Below are 22,762 nucleotides of genomic sequence, written 5' to 3'. Positions count from 1 at the left end.
CTACTTTTTGTCAAGAAAATTATTTGCGTTCGGGCAAAGTTATTTTGTTGTCAGATTTAAATTTTTGATTTATGATTTTTAACAGGGACAAAATGTAGTGAATTGTCGAATAATATGTAATACTCTTAATTTCTTAGTTTTATAGAGATAGAATGAGAGATAGAGTGACACATCGAAGAGGGGGTTACAACAAATATGAAAAGAATAGGACTAGCATGGCAAATATTAATAGGACTTGCGCTTGGTATTGCGGTTGGGGCGATTTTCTTTGGCAATCCAGCAGTGGTGAGTTATTTACAACCAATTGGTGATATTTTCATCCGATTAATTAAAATGATCGTTGTGCCAATTGTTGTAGCAAGTATTGTTGTTGGGGTTGCTGGTGTTGGCGATGTTAAAAAATTAGGTCGACTAGGCGGAAAAACAATTATTTACTTTGAAATCATTACAACAATTGCAATTATTGTCGGTCTATTAATAGCGAATATTTTCCAACCAGGAAAAGGCGTAAATATGGAGCAGTTAACAAAGACAGATATTTCGAAATATACACATACGACAGAGCAAGTACAAAGTCATTCATTTGCAGATACATTTGTAAATATTGTTCCAACGAACATTATGAAGTCGTTAGCTGACGGAGATATGCTAGCTATTATCTTCTTCTCTGTACTATTTGGTTTAGGTGTAGCAGCAATTGGTGAAAGAGGAAGACCAGTTCTTCAATTTTTCCAAGGTGTGGCTGACGCAATGTTTTACGTAACAAACCAAGTTATGAAATTTGCACCATTTGGTGTGTTTGCACTAATTGGTGTTACAGTTTCTACATTTGGTCTTGCTTCATTAATTCCATTAGGGAAATTACTAATTGTCGTATATGGAGCAATGATTTTCTTCGTCGTAGTTGTCTTAGGACTTACAGCGAAAATATTTGGAATTAACATTTTCCAATTCTTTAAGATTTTAAAAGACGAGCTGATCTTAGCGTATTCTACAGCAAGCTCAGAAACAGTTTTACCAAAAATCATGGAGAAAATGGAGAAATTCGGTTGTCCGAAAGCAATTACATCTTTCGTTATTCCGACAGGTTACTCATTTAACTTAGATGGATCAACTTTATATCAAGCAATTGCGGCTATTTTCTTAGCGCAAATGTACGGTATTGATTTATCTATTACACAACAAATTACATTGTTGCTTGTATTAATGGTTACATCAAAAGGGATCGCAGGTGTACCGGGCGTATCATTCGTTGTATTATTAGCGACACTTGGTACAGTAGGTATTCCACCTGAAGGCTTAGCGTTCATTGCTGGTATTGACCGTATTTTAGATATGGCTCGTACAGCAGTTAACGTTGTAGGAAACTCTTTAGCAGCTGTAGTTATGTCTAAGTGGGAAGGTCAATATGACGCTGAAAAAGGACAAGCTTATTTAAAAGAGATTTCTGAAAAGGGTCAAGCGGCTTAATTATAATATGAACAAGCTCTCACATAATATGTGGGAGCTTTTCTGTATATAGAAGAGGAGTAGACATAATGAAACGTAAATATGGTGACGGTTCTTCGTGGAAGAGACTAATAGAAAAGAGTTATACGGTTAAGCAAATGGAAGAGGGAATGCTCGGAATACTGGATATAAAAAAGGTGAGAGAGCCTAGTTGTAAAGAATATGATGGTGAAGAACTTTGTATTGCAGCAGATCAGTATACGTGGATTCAATATTTCATAGACGGGAAAAACTTTGCGATTACCGCTATGTTAGATGATCAGAAAAAATTAGTGCAATATTATATCGATGTGGCGAAAGAATATAAAATAGACGATCGTGGTTTACCGTATTTTGATGATTTATATTTAGATGTAGTATTATTATCTAGCGGTAAGGTGTATGTATTAGATGAAGAGGAGCTAGAGGATGCTTATAAAAGTGGTGATGTCACGAAGGAAGAGTATGAGCTAGCTTGGTACACTACGAAATGGATATTAGCAACAATAAAAAATAGTGAATTTTATTGGATTTCAATATTGGAAGAAGAAATCGAAAAGTTAAAATGATTGTTGTATTCAAATTTTTGTATAATTACCAAAAAAATCTATACAAAAAATAATTGACTTTTGTTTTGTAAGCGAGTAAAGTTAGGGAAGAAATTATTATTAAAAAATAAATATGAAACCTTCTTATAAAGAGAGGCGGAGGGACTGGCCCTACGATGCCTCGGCAGCGGACTCGATTTCAGAGTGCTGTGCCAAATCCAGCAAGCGTGTGCTTGAAAGATGAGAAGAGTGTTTCTTATAGATGTATAAGACCTCTTCTCATCGGAAGAGGTCTTTTGTTATTCATTAGAAAAAGGTTGAAACTAGGGAGAGATGGTACTTTGAAAGAAACGAGAGGAAATGGTTTAGCTTTATTACCACTTGGGATATTTTTGGCGCTATTTATTGGTTCTGGAATTATTACAGGTGATTTCTATAAATTGCCGATACTTGTAGCGATTTCAATTGCTGTAGGAGTCGCTTTAGTGATGAATCGTAAAGAAAGTTTTAATGTGAAAGTAGAGCGGTTCGCTAAAGGTGCAGGAAATCCGGATATTATGATTATGGTATTAATTTTTGTGCTTGCAGGTGCGTTTTCTGAAACTGCTAAAGGAATGGGCGGAGTAGACTCAACTGTTAATTTAGCGTTAACTATTTTACCGCCAGGATTTATCGTAGCTGGAATCTTTGTTATTGGTGCATTTATTTCATTAGCGATGGGAACTTCAATGGGAACAATTGCAGCATTAGCGCCGATTGCTGTAGGTATTAGTGGTCAAACTGATATCTCAATTGCGCTTGCAATGGCTACTGTTGTTGGCGGAGCGATGTTTGGTGATAATTTATCATTTATTTCAGATACAACAATCGCAGCTGTTCGTTCACAAGGAACAGAAATGAAAGATAAGTTTAAAACGAACTTTTTAATTGTGTTACCAGCGGCTATTATTACAATTGTACTATTAGTAATAGTTACTTCAGGAAGTGACACGCAGATTAAAGCACATAGCTTTGATTGGATAAAGATTTTACCGTACGCAGGAGTACTTATTACAGCGCTACTTGGCTGGAATGTACTTATTGTATTAACTGGTGGAACTGTACTATCTGGTGTTATCGGCCTTATAGATGGAAGTTACACGTTAGAAAGTTTCTTTAAAAGTGTAACGACTGGAATGGGCGGTATGATGGAGTTAGTATTACTTGCTATATTAATTGGCGGTATGGTTGAATTAATCCAATATAATGGTGGTATTCAATATTTAATGAATGTATTAACACGTAATATTCGTTCGAAAAAAGGAGCGGAATTTGGTATTGCTGGTTTAGTGAGTATGACGAATATGTGTACAGCGAATAATACGATTTCAATTATCTTTACAGGCCCGCTTGCAAAAAATATTGCAGATCAATATGAAATAGACCCTCGTAAATCAGCGAGTGTATTAGATCTTTTCTCATGTTGTGTGCAAGGATTAATTCCGTACGGTGCCCAAATGTTAACGGCGGCAGGATTTGCAGCGTTATCTCCGGTTGAATTGTTGCCATATGCATTTTATCCAATCTTAGTTGGAGTATGTGGTATTGTTTCTATTTTAATTGGGTTTCCAAGGTTTTCGAAAGTAGCTGAGAAAAAAGAGTATCATAAAACAGCTTAATTTAATATGAATGTTAGTAATTAAAAAACGTGCAGAGAATAGACTCTGCACGTTTTTTTGCGTAAAGGGCTGAATATGACTCGGTCTTAAGTCTGAGTTAAAAACGGTTCTTAAGCTCGTTATGGAAAGATGAAAAAATAGTTAAGATAAGAGTATCAAATCGAAGGGAGGCAAGCACAAGATGAAACAATTTCTAGCGTTTATCGCAGCCGGTATTTTGGCTTTAATTGCTCTTGGTAGTCTTGCTGGTATTGTAGGATTCGCAATCGGAGCAGGAGTTGTATATTGGAGCTATAAATCATTTGTGCGAGCTAAATCATTTTTTGGAAAGTTAGCTTGGGGTATTGTTGGTTTAATCGGTTTATCCATTGCACTTTCTCATTCGCCAGCATTAATCGGTATCGCTGCTTTAGTGGTTTTATACTACGGATACCGTGAGTGGAAAAAAGAAAAAGATGTAGTTGTTGAATCTGCTCCAGAAAGTTCTAAACCATATAGTAACTTTGAAGATGAGTGGAACAAATTAATGAAAAACTAAAACAATAAATCAAATTATAAATAAAGTAGAAGAGAGGAAGATTTATAATGAAACAATCTTTATTCGGACGTGTACGCGATGCAATTTTAGCTGATTTTCATAACGTGTTAGATGAGAAGGAAAGAAAAAATCCAATTGCGATGTTAAACCAATATTTACGTGATAGTGAGCGTGAAATAACAAAAATTGAGAAGTTAATTGAGCGTCATAAAACATTAAAATCTAATTTTGCTCGTGAGCTTGAGCAAGCACGTTATTTCGTTAATAAAAGATCAAAGCAAGCTATCATTGCTCAAGAAGCAGACGAATTACAATTGCACGAACGTGCGTTAGAAGAGGTAGCTTATTATGAAGGGCAAGTAATTCGATTAGAAGAAATGTATGCAGGTGTTGTAGAGCAAATTGATGAGTTAGAGCGTCGTCTTTCTGAAATGAAAAATAAATTAAAAGAAATGCACGCAAAGCGCATGGAACTAATGGCACGTGAAAATATGGCACATGCAAATCGTCGTATGAATACTGCGATGCATAAAATGGATGAAAATAATCCGTTCTTACGATTTGAAGAGATTGAAGATCATATTCGTGACTTAGAAACTCGTATGAATGAAGAGCATGAGCGTGACACGTTTGATATGAAAATTGCAAAACTTGAGCGTGAAATGAAAGAAAAGAATGATGTATCGTTAACGAAAGAGTTAACAAAATAATAGTAGTATATTATAAAACAGGCTTATGATATAGTGATAGGAGAAAAGGTGTTGGAAAGCAATGCCTTTTCTTCTATGTATATGTGACAAGAAGGGGGGAGCTGAAATGAAGAAACATTTTTCAAAGACACAATTAATGGGGATGCTCCTCATCATATTTGGATTCGGTCTTTTTCTTGATATGATACTTGGACATTTTGAACCAGGTGGTCTCATTTTTGCATTTATTATGCTTATGTTTGGAAGGCATTATCGTAAAAAGAATCGTTATGTACGGGGAAATGTATTTTTATTTGTTGGTGGTATCGTATTTTTATTTTTCTTATTTTCATCAGCAGCATTTGTTCTTGTCGTATTTGCTTGTTTAGCTTTAATTGGTTATCAATTGATTCAACAAGGGCATCAGCAAAAAGCAATGAAGGTTGAAATTAAAGAAAAAGGGATTATAGACGAAGAGAAGCAAATATATCGTACAGAAACATATTTGAAAAATATGTTTGTAGGCAATGTACGAATGATGGATCATATTTATGAACTTGAGGATATTAATGTTCAATATGGTGCTTGTGATGTGGAAATAGATTTAACAACTGCTATGATTCCAGAAGGGGAAACGGTAATTGTTATTCGGGGTGTCGTTGGTAATATTCGTTTATATGTGCCATATGATATTGAACTTTCTTTAAATCATTCTGTTATTGTCGGACGTGTGCTCTTGCCAGGTCATGAAGAGACAGGGTTTAACCGCAATGTTACATTTAGAACAGAGCAGTATAAAGAGGCTCCTCGTCGTATTAAAATTATTTCTTCGCTTGTCGTAGGCGACACGGAAGTGAGGAAAGTATAATGAAGAAACAAAAAAATATTTCGTGGATGTATATTCGTTATTCTATGTTGTCCTCAGTTAGTATCGCACTCATTTGTACAATTGTATATGTATGGAAAAGCGAGCAACAAGTGTATGATTTATTATGGAAGGAATCCATCGCTTCTGTTCCAATTGGCTTGTTTATTATGACTACAAGTTTACTTATCGGGGGAATTGTAGGATATGCAATCGGTTATTATATAGAGCAGCGTATACAAGGATTAAATACTTTTCTATTTGAAGTAGAGCGAGGGAATTTTCCGAGCGATGTTTCGTTTACTGCAGATGATGAATTTCATGAAGTGGAACGAAAAGTAATCGTTCTGGCTCGTCGATTAGAGGAGCAAGCTGGACTCTTTCAAAAAGTAACGAATGAACGAGCTCATTGGAATGAAGAGATGAGACAAGAAGCGATTTCTCAAGAAAGGCATCGTTTAGCAAGGGAGTTGCATGATTCAGTAAGTCAGCAGCTTTTCGCAATGTCGATGATGATGTCAGCGATTAATGAACAAATAACTGAATTTCCAGATGTGACAAAAAAACAATTGCAACTTGTTGAAAATATGGTTGTAAATGCTCAATCAGAAATGAGAGCATTGCTCCTTCATTTACGTCCTGTACAATTGGAAGGTAAGAAACTGACAGAAGGTATAGAGGAATTATTAACGGAATTATCGCGAAAACAACATATGAAAATTGAATGGCTTATTGAGCCAATAGAATTAAAAAAAGGTGTAGAAGATCATTTATTCCGTATTGTGCAAGAAGCGCTATCAAACACGTTGCGACACGCGAAGGCAAAGAAAACAGAAGTGCGCCTTCGAAAAATTGATCAATATGCGATTTTAAAAATCATTGATGACGGCGTTGGGTTTAAAGTAGGGGTTAATAAGGCTGGTTCATATGGCCTAAGATCGATGCAAGAGCGTGTTCATGAAATTGGTGGTACATTAAAAGTGCTTAGTTTTCCAAATAAAGGTACACAGATAGAAGTGAAAGTGCCCATTATGATTGAGAGAGGGGGAGAATCATGATAAAAGTATTACTAGTGGATGATCATGAAATGGTTCGAATGGGTGTATCTGCATATTTATCAACGCAGCCAGATATTGAAGTAGTTGGAGAAGCTGAAAATGGAAGAAAAGGTTCAGAGTTAGCTTTGCAATTAAGACCGGATATTATTTTGATGGACCTTGTCATGGACGAGATGGATGGTGTCGAAGCAACACGTGCTATTATTCAAGAATGGCCAGAAGCAAAAATTGTAGTTGTAACAAGTTTTTTAGATGACGAAAAATTGTATCCTGTTATTGAGGCTGGGGCGACCAGTTACTTATTAAAAACATCAAGAGCAAGTGATATTGCAGATGCTGTACGAGCTACTTATGATGGAGAAACGGTATTAGAGCCGAAGGTTACCGGGAAAATGATGTCCCGTATGCGTCAAAAGAAAGAGCAACCTTTGCATGAGGAGTTAACAGAAAGAGAGTCAGAAATTTTGTTATTAATTGCAGAGGGGAAAAGTAATCAAGAGATTGCAGATGAGTTGTTTATTGCGCTCAAAACAGTAAAGACACATGTGAGTAATATATTAAATAAGCTAAATGTAAGTGATCGGACACAGGCGGTTATTTATGCGTTTAGACATCAATTGACGAAATGATACAGTGAAAATTTAATCAGTGGGGAGCTATCCTCACTGATTATTAATTTGAACCGAATCTTATTATTGACGTCAATATATGTAAGCGTTATCATTAGGTTGTTAACAGTACATACAAAGGGGAGAATGTATATGTTAGTTCAAACTATATTTGGCATGGATAAGTCTAAAAAATTAGGGGATTATGTGAACGTATTACAAGCGCTTTGTGAACAATATAATGTTGAAACAGATAAAATTGCAATTATTGAGGCGGCAGAAGAGTACTATTTATTTTTAATAAAGCAAGAAGATTGCTACGATGTTGTCAAAGTAGAAACAGTGGATACAAATATCGATTATTATACGAGAGCGTATAAAATAAGTAGTTTTAATCATACTGCGTATCAAATGTAAAAAAACTCCCTTTTGGGAGTTTTTTTAGGATGCTTTTACTTCATGAGATTCGGTTAGCAAGGGGAATTTTTTCGCACCACTTAGCTTAGCGATTGTAAGGCCGATAAGAGATCCAGCTAATGCAGGTACTAGCCAACCTATTCCTTCATTATATAAAGGGATAAATTCAAAATATGATGTGATAAATGAAACGGAAATACCACCTTGTTTTAATCCATCAAATACGCTTAAGATTGCTGCTCCAATCAAAGCGCCTACATAAACGGAGCGATATCCACCGAAGTATTTATGAAGTAATGATAGTAGTACGAGTACAATCGCAATTGGATACACAACAAGTAGAATTGGAACAGAGATTGCGATAATTTTCGTTAAACCTAAGTTGGCAACTAGTAATCCTAATGTGCAAATGATACTCGCGAACGTTTTGTATGAAAATGTAGTCAATAATGTTGAAAAATATTGGCTGCACGCAGATACGAGTCCAACGCATGTCGTTAAACAAGCGAGTGTAACGATAAGAGATAATAGGAGCAAACCGTATGGACCGAATAATTGTTGTACGATAACAGTAAGTAGCTGTCCACCATTTTTTGCATATCCGAGCGAGACGCTAGTTGCCCCAAGCCAGCCGAGTGCACCGTATACAAGTACGAGCCCTGTAGCGGCAATAAGCCCTGCTTTTGCTGTGGCGATGGCAATGGACTTACGATCATTCACACCTTTAGAGCGAATTGCATTTACAACGATAATTCCGAATGCAAGTGCTGAAATAGTGTCCATTGTTAAGTAGCCTTCCATAAAGCCTTTGAAGATTGGAGAAGTTTGATACTCTTGCATTGCTGGTCCTGATTGCCCAAGTGGTGTAAATACACTTTTAACAAACAATAAGAAAATTGAGAGTAATAAAATAGGTGTTAATATATTTCCAATACGATCAACAAGTTTAGATGGATTCAAACTCAGCCAAAATACGATAGTAAAGAAGATGATTGTATATACAAATAGCACTAGGCTGCTAGAGCGGATTGTTTCTGGTAAGAAAGAACTAACACCCATTTCATAAGCGACATTTGCAACACGTGGGATGCCCATGGATGGACCGATGGCAATATATACAACTACCGTAAAGGAAATTCCGAATAATGGATGAACATGACTTGCAAGTTGCTGCATTCCATTTCCTGATAGAGAAATTGCGATAACAGTAAGTAGTGGTAAGCCAACTCCTGTTAGTAAAAATCCAATCATTGCTGGCCAAAAGTTTTCACCTGCGTTTTGCCCAAGCATGGGAGGGAAAATTAAATTACCTGCCCCAAAAAATAAAGAAAATAGCATAAGACCCGTGAAAAAAATATGTTTTTTTGATACAGTGTTCATTGTTTTTCCTCCTTTTTCATTCATTTGTAAGAACACAAAAAACTCGTCCCTAAAGAAAGGGACGAGTTATATTTACCCGCGATACCACCCTAATTTACACATGTAGAAATAAATCTATATGTGTACGGCTTTGCAACGTACAACATGATACGTGTTCCTTGTAACGGGGGACGGCCGGTAAGAACTTACTGTAACATTCGGTTCTACTTCTCGGAGATGATTTTCGGTTACGCACTGAACGTTGGCTTTCAGCAAATCGCCAACTCTCTGGGGAACAGTTCTATAACGTACTCGTTCTCGTCAATGAATTTTTATTCAAGTATTCTGACAGTATTGTTGCATGTTTTTTTTAGAAAGTCAATATATTTTTTGGAAGATATATTTATATACGGAAATATCGAAAGTGATATTCGTTGTTGTAAAGGGAATGATGAATTGTAAAATGGGAGTAAAAATTTGCGGAGAATTGTAAAATTTATAGAGAAAATTGATATTTATAGGAGTGAAGAAGGGATTGTTTGAATTTATAGAGAATAATACAACAATCCACTTGCTGGAAAGAACAAACCAAAAGAGGTGACTGAAATGCTTGCGATGGGAGTATTATTTGGCATTATTGCTATAATTGGTTTTATGTGGTTATATTATTCGCGTTCGTTTAAACAAGCAGAAGTTTTACTCTTTCAAAAAGGTAGTTTGTTGACAAATCAGTCTAGATATTTAGTATGTCCGAAGTGTGGAAGTGCACAGGCCAGAAGTGGAGGATATCAAGAGTGTTGCAAAATTAGATTATGAAAGAAAGGAAGCCTCACATTATTTTGTGAGGCTTCCTTCCTTACAACTTCATCGCGCTCCAAATTGTCCATCGATCTCTTTCAATAATAGGAGAGACGTTTTGTAATGCGGTCTGTATATGATGTAGAAGTTGAGAAAGTTCATCATCTGTTAATTCATATAGAATGGATCGACCTGTTCGAGGAGATAAATCTTGCAATAATGCTTCTACAGAATCATGTATTTTTCGTATTTCCCATTGTGTTTGTGGGGGAAGTACATGAAGAGAATGTTTTTGCAATTCTGTCTGTATAGTGTTGGTTTTTGGGCGTCTTTTTGACTCTATTTCAATGAGTTTTGGAAATAGAGAGAAAAAATATCCGCGAATGTGTTCGGGACTTCCTGGAATTGTACAATCTTCAATTGTTCGATCTTGTAAAATAAGTACACCGTTTTTATTTAATATACGAGAAGCTTCACGTAAAAATGTAGGAATGTCTTGTAAATGATGAATAACTGCGCGAGAAATAACTATGTCGAATGTTTCATTAAGGTATGGGAGATTATGTGCATCACTGTGGACGAATGAAATGTTTGGAAAGTTGTTACAATTTTCTTTTGCAGCTTGTAATATTTCTTTTGAAAAATCAAGTCCCACAACATTTTTTGCTCCCATAAGAGCGAGTTCTTTCGTATAAATTCCGCCACCACAGCCGATATCAATTATTTGCTTGTTTTGTATTTCTGTAATGTTTTTTACCATTTCAGCCCAAGAAATATGAGCGTTTCTTGTTGCATATGTGTACTTATTATTTTCATCATGAAAATTAATGGACATGATAAAGACCTCCTTTCAATGATTAGTATAGCGTATTTAATAGGATGTCACGTTTTTGTTTTATGTATGAAGATTATAAGGATTTCTTATCGTAAAAGGAGGATTAATTTGAAAGGGAAATATGTATTGGTGTTGTTGTTTGTTATGTTACTAGCAGCTTGTGGTCAAGTTGAGCCAAAAAAAGAAACAAAAAAAGTAGAAGAGACGGTGAATGAAGTGAAAGAAACAATAGGGGTAACCGTTATACAAAGAAAACATAAAGAGAAAAAGTTGCAGGAATCAGAAGCGAAGTTAATAATAGACATTTTGGATAAAGCTGAGAAACAAGAAATAACAGGAAGCTTCGGTGAACCTGAATATGAAATACACATTAGTAGAGATGGGAAAAAAGAAACTTATTATGCATGGTTAAGGGGAGAAGATAGACGAGGATGGGTGCAATATAAGAAAGCTATGTATATGTTGAATGAAAAAGATACGGAAAAGCTTTTGGATATATTTCCAAATGTCTCAGAACAAAAAGAAAGTGAGATGCAGGTAAGCCCTTTAACGGAAGTAACAAAAAAAGATTTGCAGATTACCGCGTTTCATATTAAAACAGGCGATCAAAACGTGAATTATATGGTACGGTATACGATTTCACAATCACTATACAATAAGCTAGTGAAGGAGCAAGAATATTATTTGCAACTCAATTTTCCAGAAAAAGTTCAAAAATTAATTGGAGCAAAAGAGAGTGAAATGATTTTAGGTGAAAAAGTAAAGGGAGGGTATAAGCAATATGAATTGCATGCTACTGTTCCGATAAAAAGCGCTTCAGAATCACAATTAAAATCATTAGAAACATATTACGAAAATTATGATTTGAAAATATTAAACAGTGAAAAAGAAAAAATAGGTTTGTTTCAAAATATAATTCAGATTGTTAAAGATTATGGTGAAAAAATGAATTTTCAAAGATAAAGTGAGACTTTAATTAGCCCTTATGGATTGGAATGAATGTAAACTCGTCAAATCTATATGGCCTTTCCTAGGAAATGATAATAGAGAGGGGAAAACACCCCTCTCTATTACTTTGCTTTTGCAGATGGCTCATTCATTGATTTTCGTGTAATAAGAAAAGAAATCATAAGAGCGGAAAGGATGACAAGGGCAATAAATACGTGATTGGGCAACAAATCTAATAATAATACGTAACTAACGGTATAAAAAATAAGAGTTGAAGCTAAAAACGATAGAGCACCTATTATAAGAGATTGTAAATTCATTTGTGTACACCTCCTTTTATTTATATTTTTGGCTTAAAATGGATTATATAAACATTATTTCTAACAATAGAAAAAAATATGTCATAATAGAGAAAAGAACAAGCTTTGATGAATGAATATGATTCATTAATGAGAGATAAAGGAGAGGAATATGAAAAATAATAAAAAAGGATTATGGGGAATTATTGTTGCGATAGGTCTATTTTTACTGTCTAAGTTAAAGTGGGTATTTGCAATTTTTAAATTAGCAAAGTTTTCAACGGTATTTAGTATGTTTCTATCGCTTGGCGCATACGCAGTTCTATATGGTTGGAAATTTGGAGTAGCGCTCATTTATTTGTTGTTTGTTCATGAAATGGGCCATTTATGGGCTGCCAAAAGAAAGGGGATCCCAACATCGCCAGCAATCTTTATTCCATTTATGGGGGCCCTTATTGGAATGAAAGAGATGCCGAAAAATGCGAAAGATGAAGCTTACATTGCCTATATGGGTCCACTTTTCGGACTTCTGTCATTTTTACCAGCGATACCGCTTTATATAATGACGAAAGAGCCATTTTGGGCGCTTGTTATTTTGCTTGGAAGTATGATTAATTTCTTTAATTTAATTCCCGTTTCGCCGCTAGATGGTGGGAGAATTATTTCAGTTGTCAGTACTAAAATTTGGGGAGCAGGCCTTATTTTATTACTTGGCTATTCAATTTACTTTAAAAGTATTTTGGGAGGATTTATTGTTATTATCGGTTGTATGGAGTTATATAGAGTAATAAAGAGAGATGAGCCGATTAAGGAATTAGGGCATAAAATTGATGGGATGAAAGAATATGTTACTAGGCTTGAAGAAGAATTAAAAGAAACGGGTGCTGTACATCGGACTATATACGTGATGCATCATGAGATGAATGCATTAAGACAAAGAGAACGGGAAAAAGAGTTACAAATAGGTGAACTTCAAAAAATGGAAGTGTTAGAGTATCTTTTACCGAAGTTCGAACCGTTAGATTATGTTCCATATGAAGATGAAAAAGATGAGTATACAATTCACATAAGGGAAGCATTTGAAGCGTCAGAAAGAAAATTAAATGAATGGAAAACAGAAAAGGAACAACAAGAAAACTATTATAAAGTGGATGCGAAAACGAAATGGACAGTATTTGCTTGTTATATCGGATTAATGGTTATACTCGGTTACACAGCTTATGAAGGATATATTGTTTTACAAGAACATTTACCAACGAGAAATGTATAGAAAAATATTGTCGAAATGATAGGAAGAATTAATACAGGAATTATATTTCTACGAGAGAATGTTACAAGTATAGTCATACGTTGTAATATTTTTAGTAGAGAAGGAGTTCTGTGTATGAAGAAATTGTTAAATGTATTAGGTATTATTATCGTGATGATCATTGCGAGTTATAGTCTTATGAAAGTGCTGTTACATTATGCGAATAAGCCTGCTGAGGTAAATACAATAGCTCAAATAGAAGATGTGCAAGAAGAGACAAAAGTGCTAGATTTTATTCGAATGACACATGAAAGCTATAATAATTTCTTAAATTATGGTAAAGCAGAGAATTATACAGACGGGGATTGGAATCAATTTAAGCAATGGTTTCAACAACAAGAACAATCTTTAAAAAATATACATACGGAAATAAAGAATGAAAAAATAAAACGCGATGTAAATAGAAGCTATGAAATTGTAAAAAAAGGTGTGGAACTTCAAAATATTGAGTATGTAGTGTATGCCCACCGTGTATATCATGACTTGGATATTATCGTAAATAAATATAGAGGTGAAACGAATATCTGGGGGTATACGGAGTTTGGCGATGGGAAAGATATAAAAGTAATCGAACAAGCTATACAAACAAAATAATAAGCTAGCTAGAATTCTAGTTAGCTTATTTTCTTTTGTAAATGCAATGTTCATATATTATTCACAAAAACACCGTGTTAATAGTGATTAAAATCACAATCTGCATTATAAGATTCAGTTAAACTAAAAACAGTTAAGGAAATAGAGGAGTGGGATACAATGTTAAGTGCAAAAACAATTGAAATCGTAAAGTCAACAGTACCATTATTACAAGAAAAAGGTGTTGAAATTACAACGAGATTCTATCAAATTTTATTTTCGGAACATCCGGAGTTGTTGAATATTTTCAACCATACGAATCAGAAAAAGGGAAGACAACAACAAGCGTTAGCGAATGCTGTTTATGCAGCTGCAACGTACATTGATAATTTAGAAGCAATTATTCCAGTTGTAAAACAAATTGGTCATAAGCATAGAAGTTTAGGAATTAAAGCTGAGCATTATCCGATTGTAGGTACATGTTTACTACGTGCCATTAAAGAGGTCGCAGGTGCACCTGATGAAGTTTTAAATGCATGGGGAGAAGCATATGGTGTCATTGCTGATGCATTCATTAGCATTGAAGCAGAGATGTATGAAGAAGCTGCACATAAAGAAGGTGGATGGAAAGACTTCCGCAAATTTGTGATTGTTAAAAAAGTGAAGGAAAGCGATGTTATTACGTCATTTTATTTGAAACCTGAAGATGGAGGGAAAGTTTCTTCATTCATCCCAGGTCAATATGTAACGATTCAAATCAATATTGAAGGTGAGACATATACACATAATCGTCAATACAGTTTATCCGATGCTCCTGGGAAAGAATATTATCGTATTAGTGTAAAAAAAGAAAAAGGTGTAGATACACCAGACGGTAAAGTGTCTAATTACTTACATGGACATGTAAAAGAAGGAGATGTTTTACCAGTAAGTGCACCAGCAGGAGATTTCGTGTTAAATATGGATTCAACATTACCAGTTGTACTAATTAGTGGTGGAGTAGGGATTACGCCGATGATGAGTATGTTAAATACGTTAATTGAACAAGATTCAAAACGTAATGTATATTTTGTTCATGCAGCAATAAATAGTAATACACATGCAATGAAAGAACACGTTAAGGCAGTAGAAAATGAATATGAACAAGTTAAAGCATATACTTGTTATTCTGCACCGACTGAAAAAGATTTAGAAATGAAGAACTTTGATAAAGAAGGTTTCATTGAAAGTGAGTGGTTAAAAACTATTATTCTGACAACTGAAGCAGAATTTTATTTCTGTGGTCCAGTAGTATTTATGAAGCATATAAATGCTGCACTAACTGATTTAGGTGTGAAACAAGAGCATATTCATTATGAATTTTTCGGCCCAGCAACAAGCTTACAATAAGCAAAAAAAACGAGGTATTTATTTTACCTCGTTTTTTATTTGTTCTCGTAATAAACGGTTTACTGTTTCACGGCGTATACCTATCAGTTGGCCAATTTCGGTTTGTGTTAATATTTCATATATAGGAATGTCACCTAAATATAGGGTGAACCATTCTTGTAAACGATGAAGACGTTCTTTCGGAGAGACGGTTGTCAATTGATCAATTCGTTGTTGCATCATTCTTAATTTAGATTGCAATTGCATAGCGATGTTAGCATACGATTCGGGATTTGCTTGAAGTCTCTCGTACCATTCATTACTAGTGATCGGTTCCACTTCTGTTTTTATTAAAGCGATAGCTGTACCGTGATATTCTTTCGGCGAAATTAAAGAATGATGAGGTATCGTTTCACCTGGAACGATAATGTTGAATAGAAATGGTGTTCCGTCTTCTTCTAGCCGAACTACTTTTAATAAGCCTGTTTTTATAAAGTATAAAGGACCGTCCTCGCCTTGACGGAATAGTACATCTCCTTTGTGTAGAATCAATGTTAGCCCCCCATTAATATGTTTCTATTTCTTCTATTTTAGCGTATATGTATATAGATAATATGCTATTTCAACAGCAATTTCATTGACGAAATGTATGCTATTACAGTAGTATACTATTTAGTGTGTAATAGTACTAGCAATGAATACGCTGTAGGGGGTTTAGTATATTGTTAGATGCGATGAGAATGACGGATATGAGAATTCCGGCGAATGCTATCATTCATGTAGAAGAGATGAAAGGTGGAGTCGTTTTATCCGTTGAAGTAGACGGCCAAATTATTTATACGATGGCTTATGATGAAGAAACAGATAGTTATGCTGAATTATATGATCGAAACGATAAGAGGGCGTGCCAAGTACATGAAGATTTCATGGGATGGTCACTTCTTCATTAAAAAAGATGTCAATATGACATCTTTTTTTATTAAATCGATAGAATATACAAAGAAATGAAATATAAGGATAAAATTTGTAATAATTGATTTTGCATTGTTAGCGCTCTGTAACTGCAAGTGTACTATTTTTTCGCTATCATAAAGATAACAGTCGCAGTTATAGGAGTGGTCAACTTGAAGAAAGTACATATTTCAAATTATATGTTATTATGTGTTTGTTTAATTTTATTTGTTCTCCTCGGAGGATTTTTATATTCATGTGTATAAGAAAAACGCATTCTAAAAAGAATACGTTATAAAAGGGAAATAATGATTAATCTAGTTCCAAGAATAATTAACGTAATACGTAATAAATTAATTACGGCATTGCCACTTAGTTTTGTATTAATGTAAGCCCCGATTTTTCCGCCGATCCATGCACCCGGAATCAGGATTAATGCATAAATCCAGCTGACATTTCCAAGTGAGATGTGAGTTGCAGAACTTACAATTGCTGATAGAAATACGATGAACATTGAAGTTGCTACTGCAATATGTGCTGGGAATGCAAAAAGAAGCATCATTGCTGGAACAAGTAAGGCACCGCCACCAATTCCAAATAATCCAGATATAAACCCAACTATAAAGGCGATAAAGATAGCAAGAAACGGTGGGAATTGGTAGTGTACAGTATTTCCATCATTATCTGTAAAAGAACGCTTAATTACAGACGTATTTGAGAGGGAAAGAGGTTTTAATTTGTCTCGAAGCATAAGTAGAATTGAGACGAATATAAGGAAAATCCCAAAGTATAAAGAAAATGTGTCTTGGTTTAAAAATTTATTTGCCCATGATCCGATAATACCACCAGGGCCGCTTCCGATAAATAAAATAAGTCCACTTTTATAATCTACTCGCTTATGCTTCATGTAAGTAAGGGTGGAAGATAGTCCTGTGAAAACGACTGTTACCATAGAAGTCCCTACTGCAAGTTGTGGTGATAAACTGTGTAATCCAATTAATAACGGAACAATAATAATTCCGCCTCCAAGCCCAACTAGGCTGCCGACTGTTCCGGCGATTAGTCCGATGAAAAGTAACATGATGTATTCCAAAATTGCCAACTCCTCTAAATAACTTATCCACCAATTATTATACACGCTTTTTAATGAGAAATAGGCTTGTTCACAAAAAAGTCGTCTTCCTAGAAAAATAAGGAAGACGACTTTTGATTAGAAAACAAAATGTAATAGGTAGTAAAACAGAGCAGCTAAAGAAGCTGAAATAGGAAGTGTAATAACCCATGTAATTAACATACGTTTTGCAGTTCCCCATCTTACCCCTTTCACACGGTGAGAAGCACCAACCCCTAAAATAGAAGAAGAGATAACGTGCGTCGTACTAACCGGTAAGTGAATGAATGTTGCACCGAAAATAACAAGTGATGATGATAAATCGGCAGCTACACCATTTACAGGACGAATTTTCATAATTTGTCCACCGACAGTTTTAATAATTTTCCATCCACCGACAGAAGTACCAAGCCCCATTGCGATAGCACAAGATAATTGTACCCAGAACGGGATATCGCTAGAAGTATGATAGTTATTAGCCATAAGAGCCATCGTAATAATTCCCATTGCTTTTTGTGCATCATTCGTACCGTGTGTGTAGGCTTGTAATGCTGCAGTGAAAATCTGGAATATACGGAAGTTCTTATTCGTTTTCGTTAAGTTAAAGTTTTTAAATACTACTTTAAAAATACTGTATACGATATAACCAATAACGAAAGCGATAATCGGTGAAATGATTAAAGCTTCAATAATTTTAATAAATCCTTTAAGATTTAGCGAGCTAATCCCAGCGGCCGCAATTGCTGCACCTGCGATTGATCCGATAATTGCATGCGAAGAACTACTTGGAATACCGTAGTACCAAGTAATTAAGTTCCAAGCTATTGCCGCAAGCAAAGCAGCTAAAATTACAAGAGAACCATTTTGTAAGGCGAATGGATCAACGATATCTTTTGTAATCGTTTTTGCTACACCTGTAAATGTCATTGCGCCTAAAAAGTTCATAATAGCCGCCATAATAATGGCATGTCTAGGCTTTAGAGCTTTCGTTGAAACAGCCGTTGCAATAGCGTTTGCTGTATCGTGAAATCCATTGATAAAGTCAAAAGCTAAAGCGCAAATGACTACTAAAACGGTCAGTATCAAGAGTGTATCCATGATCAAACTCCTTACGCGTTCTTCATAATAATTGTTTCTAATACGTTTGCAACGCTTTGACAGCTATCAGCTACTTCTTCAAGCTCTTCGTAAATCTCTTTAAATTGAATAATCTTAATCGGATCTTTTTCACGAGAGAATAAGTTCTTAATCGCATGACGGCGAATATCATCACACTGTGATTCATAATCCTTAATCTTAATCGCATTTGTACGAATGTCGACTAATTTTTTGTTAGACATTAATTCAACAGAGTTTGCAATCTCAATCGCACATTGATTAATTGCTTCTACGAATTTAATCATGTATTCATCAGCTTCTGTAATAGAATACATTTCGAACAGACCAGCACTGTGATCTAATCCGTCTAATACATCATCCATACTCATTGCAAGTTGTAGGATGTCCTCACGCTCAATTGGAGTGATAAACGCTTTGTTTAACTCCATAATGATTTCGTGAATAAATGAGTCACCTTTTGACTCATACTCTTTCATGCGCATAGAAAACTCTTTTAAATCGCTAGCATTTTTAATTTTATACTCCACGAAAAACTGCGCGCCTTCTTTTAAATTTTCGGAAACATTCATTAACATTTCAGAAAATTTATCTTTTTTTGATTTAAAGACCATTATTGTTACCCCCACAAAAGTAATATATGTAAAATATATTGGCTAATCAATTCTAACAAAAAACTGTCGTTTTTTAAAACATTTTATCGAAAAGTTTACAAAAACTTAACATAACTCTCGTTGTTCTATTAATAATATTAATATCCAATAGTGAATATCTTACTTGTAGAATGTCCTTTTCTTGCAAAAAGTATGAATGCAAAAGAAAAGCTTTACACTATAGGAATGACTACGTTATTATAATAAATTTAAAAGGCGGTATATTCTTCCTTTTAAAAAGAAGAGTGTAAATAAATGAAGGAAGTGAACGAATGAAATTGAAGAACACTCATTTAAAAAAAATGCTTGAGTGGTTCAATAAGAGGAAGAAACTTCGTAATTCATTAATTGTATTGGGAAGTGTATTCGTTACTCTATTTATTGCTGTAAATATAATAATTTCCATTCAAGACATATCTGAATTAAAACAAGCTGTTCCGCAACCGACTTTAATTTATGATGCAAATAATGAGGTTGCAACAAAATTAGCTTCTTCAAAAACAGAAGGCGTTAAAAGAAAAGATATTCCTGATATTATGGTTCAGGCAATTGTTGCAGTAGAAGATAAGGAATTTTTTAACCATCATGGTATTTATTATAGTGGAATTATAAGTGCGGTTTTTAAAAATATTACAGCAGGAGAAGTTGTAGCTGGGGGAAGTACAATTACACAGCAGCTTGCGAAGAATGTATTTCTGACACAAGACCGCACATTTTCGCGTAAAATAAAGGAATATTTTTTAACAAAAAAAATAGAGCGTACGTATACGAAAGATGAAATTATTGAAATGTATATGAACCAAATTTATTTTGGTGAAGGTGCTTGGGGTATAAAAAGGGCGGCTAAATCTTATTTTGATAAAGATGTAAAAGATTTAACAATTTCAGAAGCTGCAACGATTGCGGGCTTAATTAAAGCGCCGTCTGCGTATTCACCTTATAAAAACTTTAACAAGTCAATTGAAAGACGTAATGTTGTATTAAGTTTAATGAAAGAGCAAGGGTATATTTCTGACGAACAGTATAGTAAAGAAAAAGAGAGCGGACTTGTGTTAAAACGAGGCGTTGATGATAAATACAAGGGAAAATACTCTCAATATGTAGACTATATTGTTAGAGAAGCGATGGACAAGTACGAATTAACACAAAATGAAATTTTAGCGGGTGGTTATCGTATTTATACAGAGCTTGACCCGAAAAAACAACAGGCTGTAGAAGACGTTGTGAATAATGATAGTTATTTCAAAGATAGTGGCTCAGACCAACTTATGCAAACGGGTGTAGTTCTTATGAATCCAAAAACAGGTGGTGTACCAGCTCTAGTTGGAGGCAGAGGGCCGTATCAGTTTTTACAGTTTAACCATGCAACGCAATTAAAAAGACAACCTGGCTCAACGCTAAAGCCTTTGGCTGTATATGTACCAGCGTTAGAACAAGGATATGAAGTGTACGATATATTAAAAGATGAACCATTTAACATTAAAGAATATAAACCACAAAATAGCGATCATACTTTTCACGGTGATGTGACAATGTATGAAGCTGTGGCAAAATCGTACAATGTTTCGGCTGTGTGGCTATTAGAACAAATTGGATTAGATAAAGGATTGAAATCTTTAGAGCGATTTGGTATTCCATTAGTAGCAGAAGATCGTACGTATCCGATTGCTTTAGGCGGTATGCATGTGGGGACATCTCCATTTGTAATGGCTCAAGCATACAGTACATTTGCAAATGACGGTGTCCAAGTGGAAGCTCATGCAATTAGAGAGATACAAAATGCTGAAGGTGAAACGATTGGAAAGTGGTATAAGAAAGAGACACGAGTGACGAGCGAGAAAATTTCTCAAAAGATGACATATTTATTAAAAGGTGTTGTCGAAAAGGGAACGGGCGAAAAGGCGAAAGTTACTAATGTTGATACAGCAGGTAAGACAGGAACTACTCAAATTGTAAATGGCCCGAGCACCGGTGCAAAGGATTCATGGTTTGTTGGATACACACCAGATTTGGTAGGTGCGATTTGGGTAGGATATGATAAAACAGATAGCGATCATTATGTTCCAGGTGGTAGTCAAATTACGACGACAATGTTCCGGGATATTATGAAAAAAGCGAACGCAAATCCAGCTCAAAAAGCGTTCCAGTTATCGCTCATATCTGAGGCTGATTATAAAAAACAATTGACTACAATAGAAGAGGAAAAACGAAGAAAAGAAGAAGAGAAGAGAAGAAAAGAAGAAGAACAACAACGAAAACAAGAGCAACAAGAGTGGCTTGATAAAGTGAAAGAATGGATTCCTTCATTTTGGTAAAAGAAAGAGGCGAATAAAGAAATTCGCCTCTTTTTTTGTATGAAAACAAAATGAAATTTTAATCGTTAGAGATTTTTGTCTATCTTAATTAGCTATTAATCCATATCCGTTGAGATACATAATATTACTCGTTAAGTATAATATTCGTACTGCCAAAAGATTCGGAATCGTATGTGACGATTATTTTGCCTTTACTAATAGGTTCGTAAGGTAAGTCCTCTTCGTAATTACCGTTATTTTCATTGTGGATAGAAAGTGTAATTTCATCGATTTTTTTATTTGTATACTGATCTTTAATCGTTTCAGCAATCTGGAGTAACGCCTCGGAACTAGAAGCTTTTGTAATAAGCATTCCTTTTATAACTTTTTTTTCATTCTTTGTGGCATTGGAATAAGGGATGTTGCTTTGTTTCGTATATAGAAGTTTGTATGGAGTAGTTTTTCTCTCTGCTTTTGATATAGTGGAATATTTTAGAGTTAAAAAAAATCCTACACATAAAATAATGCATACCATAAGTGCAAACCAAATGCGTATTAGTGACATAACTCTCATTTTCATCCCTCTTTCATATCTTTGACTTCACTATTTATCATACAAAATGAGGATTAAGATAGAGTAAATTTGAGGTAAAGAAACGTAAAGAAGGAGCACTTATCCTCCCAAATAAGTGCTCCTTTCTATATAAAGAGAGATTTAATGCACAGTTAAACGATACATATTATTATAAATATACTTTTCAAGCGAAAATTAGTAAATTCGGAATACAGATAGTGTTGCAGTTGTATCGCCCGTGTTAGGAATAGAAATAGTGTTTGCTGTAGGTTGTACAGAAATTGTTGTACCAGCTTGTAAAGTAACGATTGTAGAGAACGATACAGCACTACCGATAACGTTAGTTGAGAAATTACGAGTAGGTGGTTGGCCGTTGAATGAAATACCGAATCCAAACGGTGAAGAGCCTGGGAAAGTTGTAGACGCTGAGAAATTAATATCATATACGCCTGTTTCTAAAATTGTTAAAGTATCTGCAGTGTCATTAAAATTAATGTTATTTATTTCGAAAACTTGATTAAATTGGATGTTTGTTCCAGGGGATATTGTTTGAGCATTGGAGTTTCCGATTGCCGCAATCGTTACAGGAATTGGCGTACCCGCTGGTCCCGTAGCGCCAGTAGCACCTGCTGGTCCTTGAACACCTTGAGCACCCGTAGCGCCAGTAGCACCCGCTGGTCCTTGAATACCTTGAGGCCCTTGAGG

Annotated in this window: 25 protein-coding genes, 1 riboswitch and 1 other annotated feature; of the genes, 16 read left to right on the top strand and 9 right to left on the bottom strand. The window is 35.0% G+C overall.

Annotation, left to right across the window (positions count from 1 at the left end; all coding sequences use genetic code 11):
• The first annotated feature begins 195 nt into the window (after positions 1 to 195).
• The 9 genes from gltP to ACS2QP_RS24035 all read left to right on the top strand — a co-directional run bounded on the left by gltP (position 196) and on the right by ACS2QP_RS24035 (position 7,869).
• Complete coding sequence (gltP, locus tag ACS2QP_RS24075; RefSeq protein WP_000821134.1) at positions 196 to 1,470, top strand: glutamate/aspartate:proton symporter GltP; 1,275 nt, start codon at positions 196 to 198, stop codon at positions 1,468 to 1,470.
• Between the two features lie 68 nt (positions 1,471 to 1,538).
• Positions 1,539 to 2,057 (top strand): DUF402 domain-containing protein, encoded by a 519-nt coding sequence (locus tag ACS2QP_RS24070; RefSeq protein WP_025688989.1) that lies wholly within the window; start codon positions 1,539 to 1,541, stop codon positions 2,055 to 2,057.
• A 120-nt stretch (positions 2,058 to 2,177) separates the two neighbouring features.
• A riboswitch (SAM riboswitch) is annotated at positions 2,178 to 2,283 on the top strand.
• Between the two features lie 94 nt (positions 2,284 to 2,377).
• Positions 2,378 to 3,694: a Na+/H+ antiporter NhaC family protein gene (locus ACS2QP_RS24065; protein ID WP_000665496.1), complete on the top strand. Its 1,317-nt coding sequence runs from the start codon at positions 2,378 to 2,380 to the stop codon at positions 3,692 to 3,694.
• Between the two features lie 181 nt (positions 3,695 to 3,875).
• A complete protein-coding gene (locus ACS2QP_RS24060) occupies positions 3,876 to 4,232 on the top strand; it encodes a lmo0954 family membrane protein (RefSeq protein WP_000808640.1) in 357 nt (118 codons plus the stop codon).
• 47 nt (positions 4,233 to 4,279) lie between these two features.
• Positions 4,280 to 4,942, top strand: coding sequence for a PspA/IM30 family protein (locus ACS2QP_RS24055; RefSeq protein ID WP_153582506.1), 663 nt, complete (start codon positions 4,280 to 4,282; stop codon positions 4,940 to 4,942).
• Between the two features lie 106 nt (positions 4,943 to 5,048).
• Positions 5,049 to 5,789, top strand: coding sequence for a cell wall-active antibiotics response protein LiaF (gene liaF / locus ACS2QP_RS24050; RefSeq protein WP_000716095.1), 741 nt, complete (start codon positions 5,049 to 5,051; stop codon positions 5,787 to 5,789).
• Positions 5,789 to 6,844 (top strand): sensor histidine kinase, encoded by a 1,056-nt coding sequence (locus ACS2QP_RS24045; protein ID WP_153582505.1) that lies wholly within the window; start codon positions 5,789 to 5,791, stop codon positions 6,842 to 6,844. The genes liaF and ACS2QP_RS24045 overlap by 1 nt, the downstream gene beginning before the upstream one ends.
• The gene (locus ACS2QP_RS24040; protein ID WP_000598709.1) at positions 6,841 to 7,473 is read left to right on the top strand and encodes a response regulator; all 633 of its coding nucleotides are present in this window, start codon (positions 6,841 to 6,843) and stop codon (positions 7,471 to 7,473) included. The genes ACS2QP_RS24045 and ACS2QP_RS24040 overlap by 4 nt, the downstream gene beginning before the upstream one ends.
• A 57-nt stretch (positions 7,474 to 7,530) precedes the next feature.
• On the top strand, positions 7,531 to 7,869 hold the full coding sequence (locus ACS2QP_RS24035) for a DUF3992 domain-containing protein (protein WP_332283812.1): 339 nt from the start codon (positions 7,531 to 7,533) through the stop codon (positions 7,867 to 7,869).
• 24 nt (positions 7,870 to 7,893) lie between these two features.
• On the opposite strand, the gene brnQ3 is transcribed toward ACS2QP_RS24035, so the two are convergent.
• On the bottom strand, positions 7,894 to 9,249 hold the full coding sequence (brnQ3, locus tag ACS2QP_RS24030; protein ID WP_438882942.1) for a branched-chain amino acid transport system II carrier protein BrnQ3: 1,356 nt from the start codon (positions 9,247 to 9,249) through the stop codon (positions 7,894 to 7,896).
• A 54-nt stretch (positions 9,250 to 9,303) separates the two neighbouring features.
• Positions 9,304 to 9,562, bottom strand: a binding site (T-box leader).
• A gap of 272 nt (positions 9,563 to 9,834) precedes the next feature.
• Between brnQ3 and ACS2QP_RS24025 the strand changes: the two genes are divergently transcribed.
• Positions 9,835 to 10,044, top strand: a complete 210-nt coding sequence (locus ACS2QP_RS24025) for a hypothetical protein (protein WP_000880630.1) — start codon at positions 9,835 to 9,837, stop codon at positions 10,042 to 10,044.
• Between the two features lie 40 nt (positions 10,045 to 10,084).
• Here ACS2QP_RS24025 and ACS2QP_RS24020 read toward each other — a convergent pair whose 3' ends face one another.
• A complete protein-coding gene (locus ACS2QP_RS24020) occupies positions 10,085 to 10,861 on the bottom strand; it encodes a class I SAM-dependent methyltransferase (protein WP_153582502.1) in 777 nt (258 codons plus the stop codon).
• A 108-nt stretch (positions 10,862 to 10,969) separates the two neighbouring features.
• On the opposite strand from ACS2QP_RS24020, the gene ACS2QP_RS24015 reads away from it, so the two are divergent.
• Positions 10,970 to 11,824 (top strand): hypothetical protein, encoded by an 855-nt coding sequence (locus ACS2QP_RS24015; protein WP_332283722.1) that lies wholly within the window; start codon positions 10,970 to 10,972, stop codon positions 11,822 to 11,824.
• A gap of 107 nt (positions 11,825 to 11,931) precedes the next feature.
• Here ACS2QP_RS24015 and ACS2QP_RS24010 read toward each other — a convergent pair whose 3' ends face one another.
• Positions 11,932 to 12,129: a hypothetical protein gene (locus tag ACS2QP_RS24010; protein WP_001053356.1), complete on the bottom strand. Its 198-nt coding sequence runs from the start codon at positions 12,127 to 12,129 to the stop codon at positions 11,932 to 11,934.
• Between the two features lie 151 nt (positions 12,130 to 12,280).
• On the opposite strand from ACS2QP_RS24010, the gene ACS2QP_RS24005 reads away from it, so the two are divergent.
• The 3 genes from ACS2QP_RS24005 to hmpA all read left to right on the top strand — a co-directional run bounded on the left by ACS2QP_RS24005 (position 12,281) and on the right by hmpA (position 15,379).
• Positions 12,281 to 13,378, top strand: a complete 1,098-nt coding sequence (locus ACS2QP_RS24005) for a site-2 protease family protein (RefSeq protein WP_063535979.1) — start codon at positions 12,281 to 12,283, stop codon at positions 13,376 to 13,378.
• A gap of 114 nt (positions 13,379 to 13,492) precedes the next feature.
• Positions 13,493 to 14,011 carry a hypothetical protein gene (locus tag ACS2QP_RS24000; RefSeq protein ID WP_000735227.1) on the top strand — a complete coding sequence of 173 codons (519 nt, stop codon included), beginning with the start codon at positions 13,493 to 13,495 and terminating at the stop codon, positions 14,009 to 14,011.
• A gap of 159 nt (positions 14,012 to 14,170) precedes the next feature.
• Positions 14,171 to 15,379, top strand: coding sequence for an NO-inducible flavohemoprotein (gene hmpA / locus ACS2QP_RS23995; RefSeq protein WP_332283723.1), 1,209 nt, complete (start codon positions 14,171 to 14,173; stop codon positions 15,377 to 15,379).
• 18 nt (positions 15,380 to 15,397) lie between these two features.
• Here hmpA and ACS2QP_RS23990 read toward each other — a convergent pair whose 3' ends face one another.
• Positions 15,398 to 15,910 (bottom strand): Crp/Fnr family transcriptional regulator, encoded by a 513-nt coding sequence (locus ACS2QP_RS23990; RefSeq protein ID WP_000600582.1) that lies wholly within the window; start codon positions 15,908 to 15,910, stop codon positions 15,398 to 15,400.
• A gap of 170 nt (positions 15,911 to 16,080) precedes the next feature.
• Here ACS2QP_RS23990 and ACS2QP_RS23985 point away from each other — a divergent pair, with 170 nt between their 5' ends.
• Complete coding sequence (locus ACS2QP_RS23985) at positions 16,081 to 16,308, top strand: hypothetical protein (RefSeq protein ID WP_000883009.1); 228 nt, start codon at positions 16,081 to 16,083, stop codon at positions 16,306 to 16,308.
• Positions 16,309 to 16,601: 293 nt separating this feature from the next.
• On the opposite strand, the gene ACS2QP_RS23980 is transcribed toward ACS2QP_RS23985, so the two are convergent.
• The 3 genes from ACS2QP_RS23980 to ACS2QP_RS23970 form a co-directional block, all read right to left on the bottom strand.
• On the bottom strand, positions 16,602 to 17,402 hold the full coding sequence (locus ACS2QP_RS23980) for a sulfite exporter TauE/SafE family protein (RefSeq protein WP_000455762.1): 801 nt from the start codon (positions 17,400 to 17,402) through the stop codon (positions 16,602 to 16,604).
• Positions 17,403 to 17,519: 117 nt separating this feature from the next.
• Positions 17,520 to 18,518 (bottom strand): inorganic phosphate transporter, encoded by a 999-nt coding sequence (locus ACS2QP_RS23975; RefSeq protein WP_153582499.1) that lies wholly within the window; start codon positions 18,516 to 18,518, stop codon positions 17,520 to 17,522.
• Positions 18,519 to 18,529: 11 nt separating this feature from the next.
• Positions 18,530 to 19,150 carry a DUF47 domain-containing protein gene (locus ACS2QP_RS23970; protein WP_000231449.1) on the bottom strand — a complete coding sequence of 207 codons (621 nt, stop codon included), beginning with the start codon at positions 19,148 to 19,150 and terminating at the stop codon, positions 18,530 to 18,532.
• A 311-nt stretch (positions 19,151 to 19,461) separates the two neighbouring features.
• Between ACS2QP_RS23970 and ACS2QP_RS23965 the strand changes: the two genes are divergently transcribed.
• Positions 19,462 to 21,504, top strand: coding sequence for a transglycosylase domain-containing protein (locus ACS2QP_RS23965; RefSeq protein ID WP_153582498.1), 2,043 nt, complete (start codon positions 19,462 to 19,464; stop codon positions 21,502 to 21,504).
• 124 nt (positions 21,505 to 21,628) lie between these two features.
• Here the strand turns inward: ACS2QP_RS23965 and ACS2QP_RS23960 are convergent, their stop codons facing one another.
• Entirely contained in the window at positions 21,629 to 22,057 is a 429-nt protein-coding gene (locus tag ACS2QP_RS23960) for a hypothetical protein (protein ID WP_001265567.1), read from the bottom strand.
• Between the two features lie 195 nt (positions 22,058 to 22,252).
• Positions 22,253 to 22,762: Gly-Xaa-Xaa repeat protein (locus ACS2QP_RS23955; protein ID WP_438882941.1), on the bottom strand; the 510-nt coding region annotated here is incomplete at its 5' end.

Source organism: Bacillus cereus group sp. Bce019 (genome assembly GCF_051781745.1).
Taxonomy (GTDB): Bacteria; Bacillota; Bacilli; order Bacillales; family Bacillaceae_G; genus Bacillus_A; species Bacillus_A cereus.
This window is presented reverse-complemented; position numbering and strand designations above follow the sequence as displayed.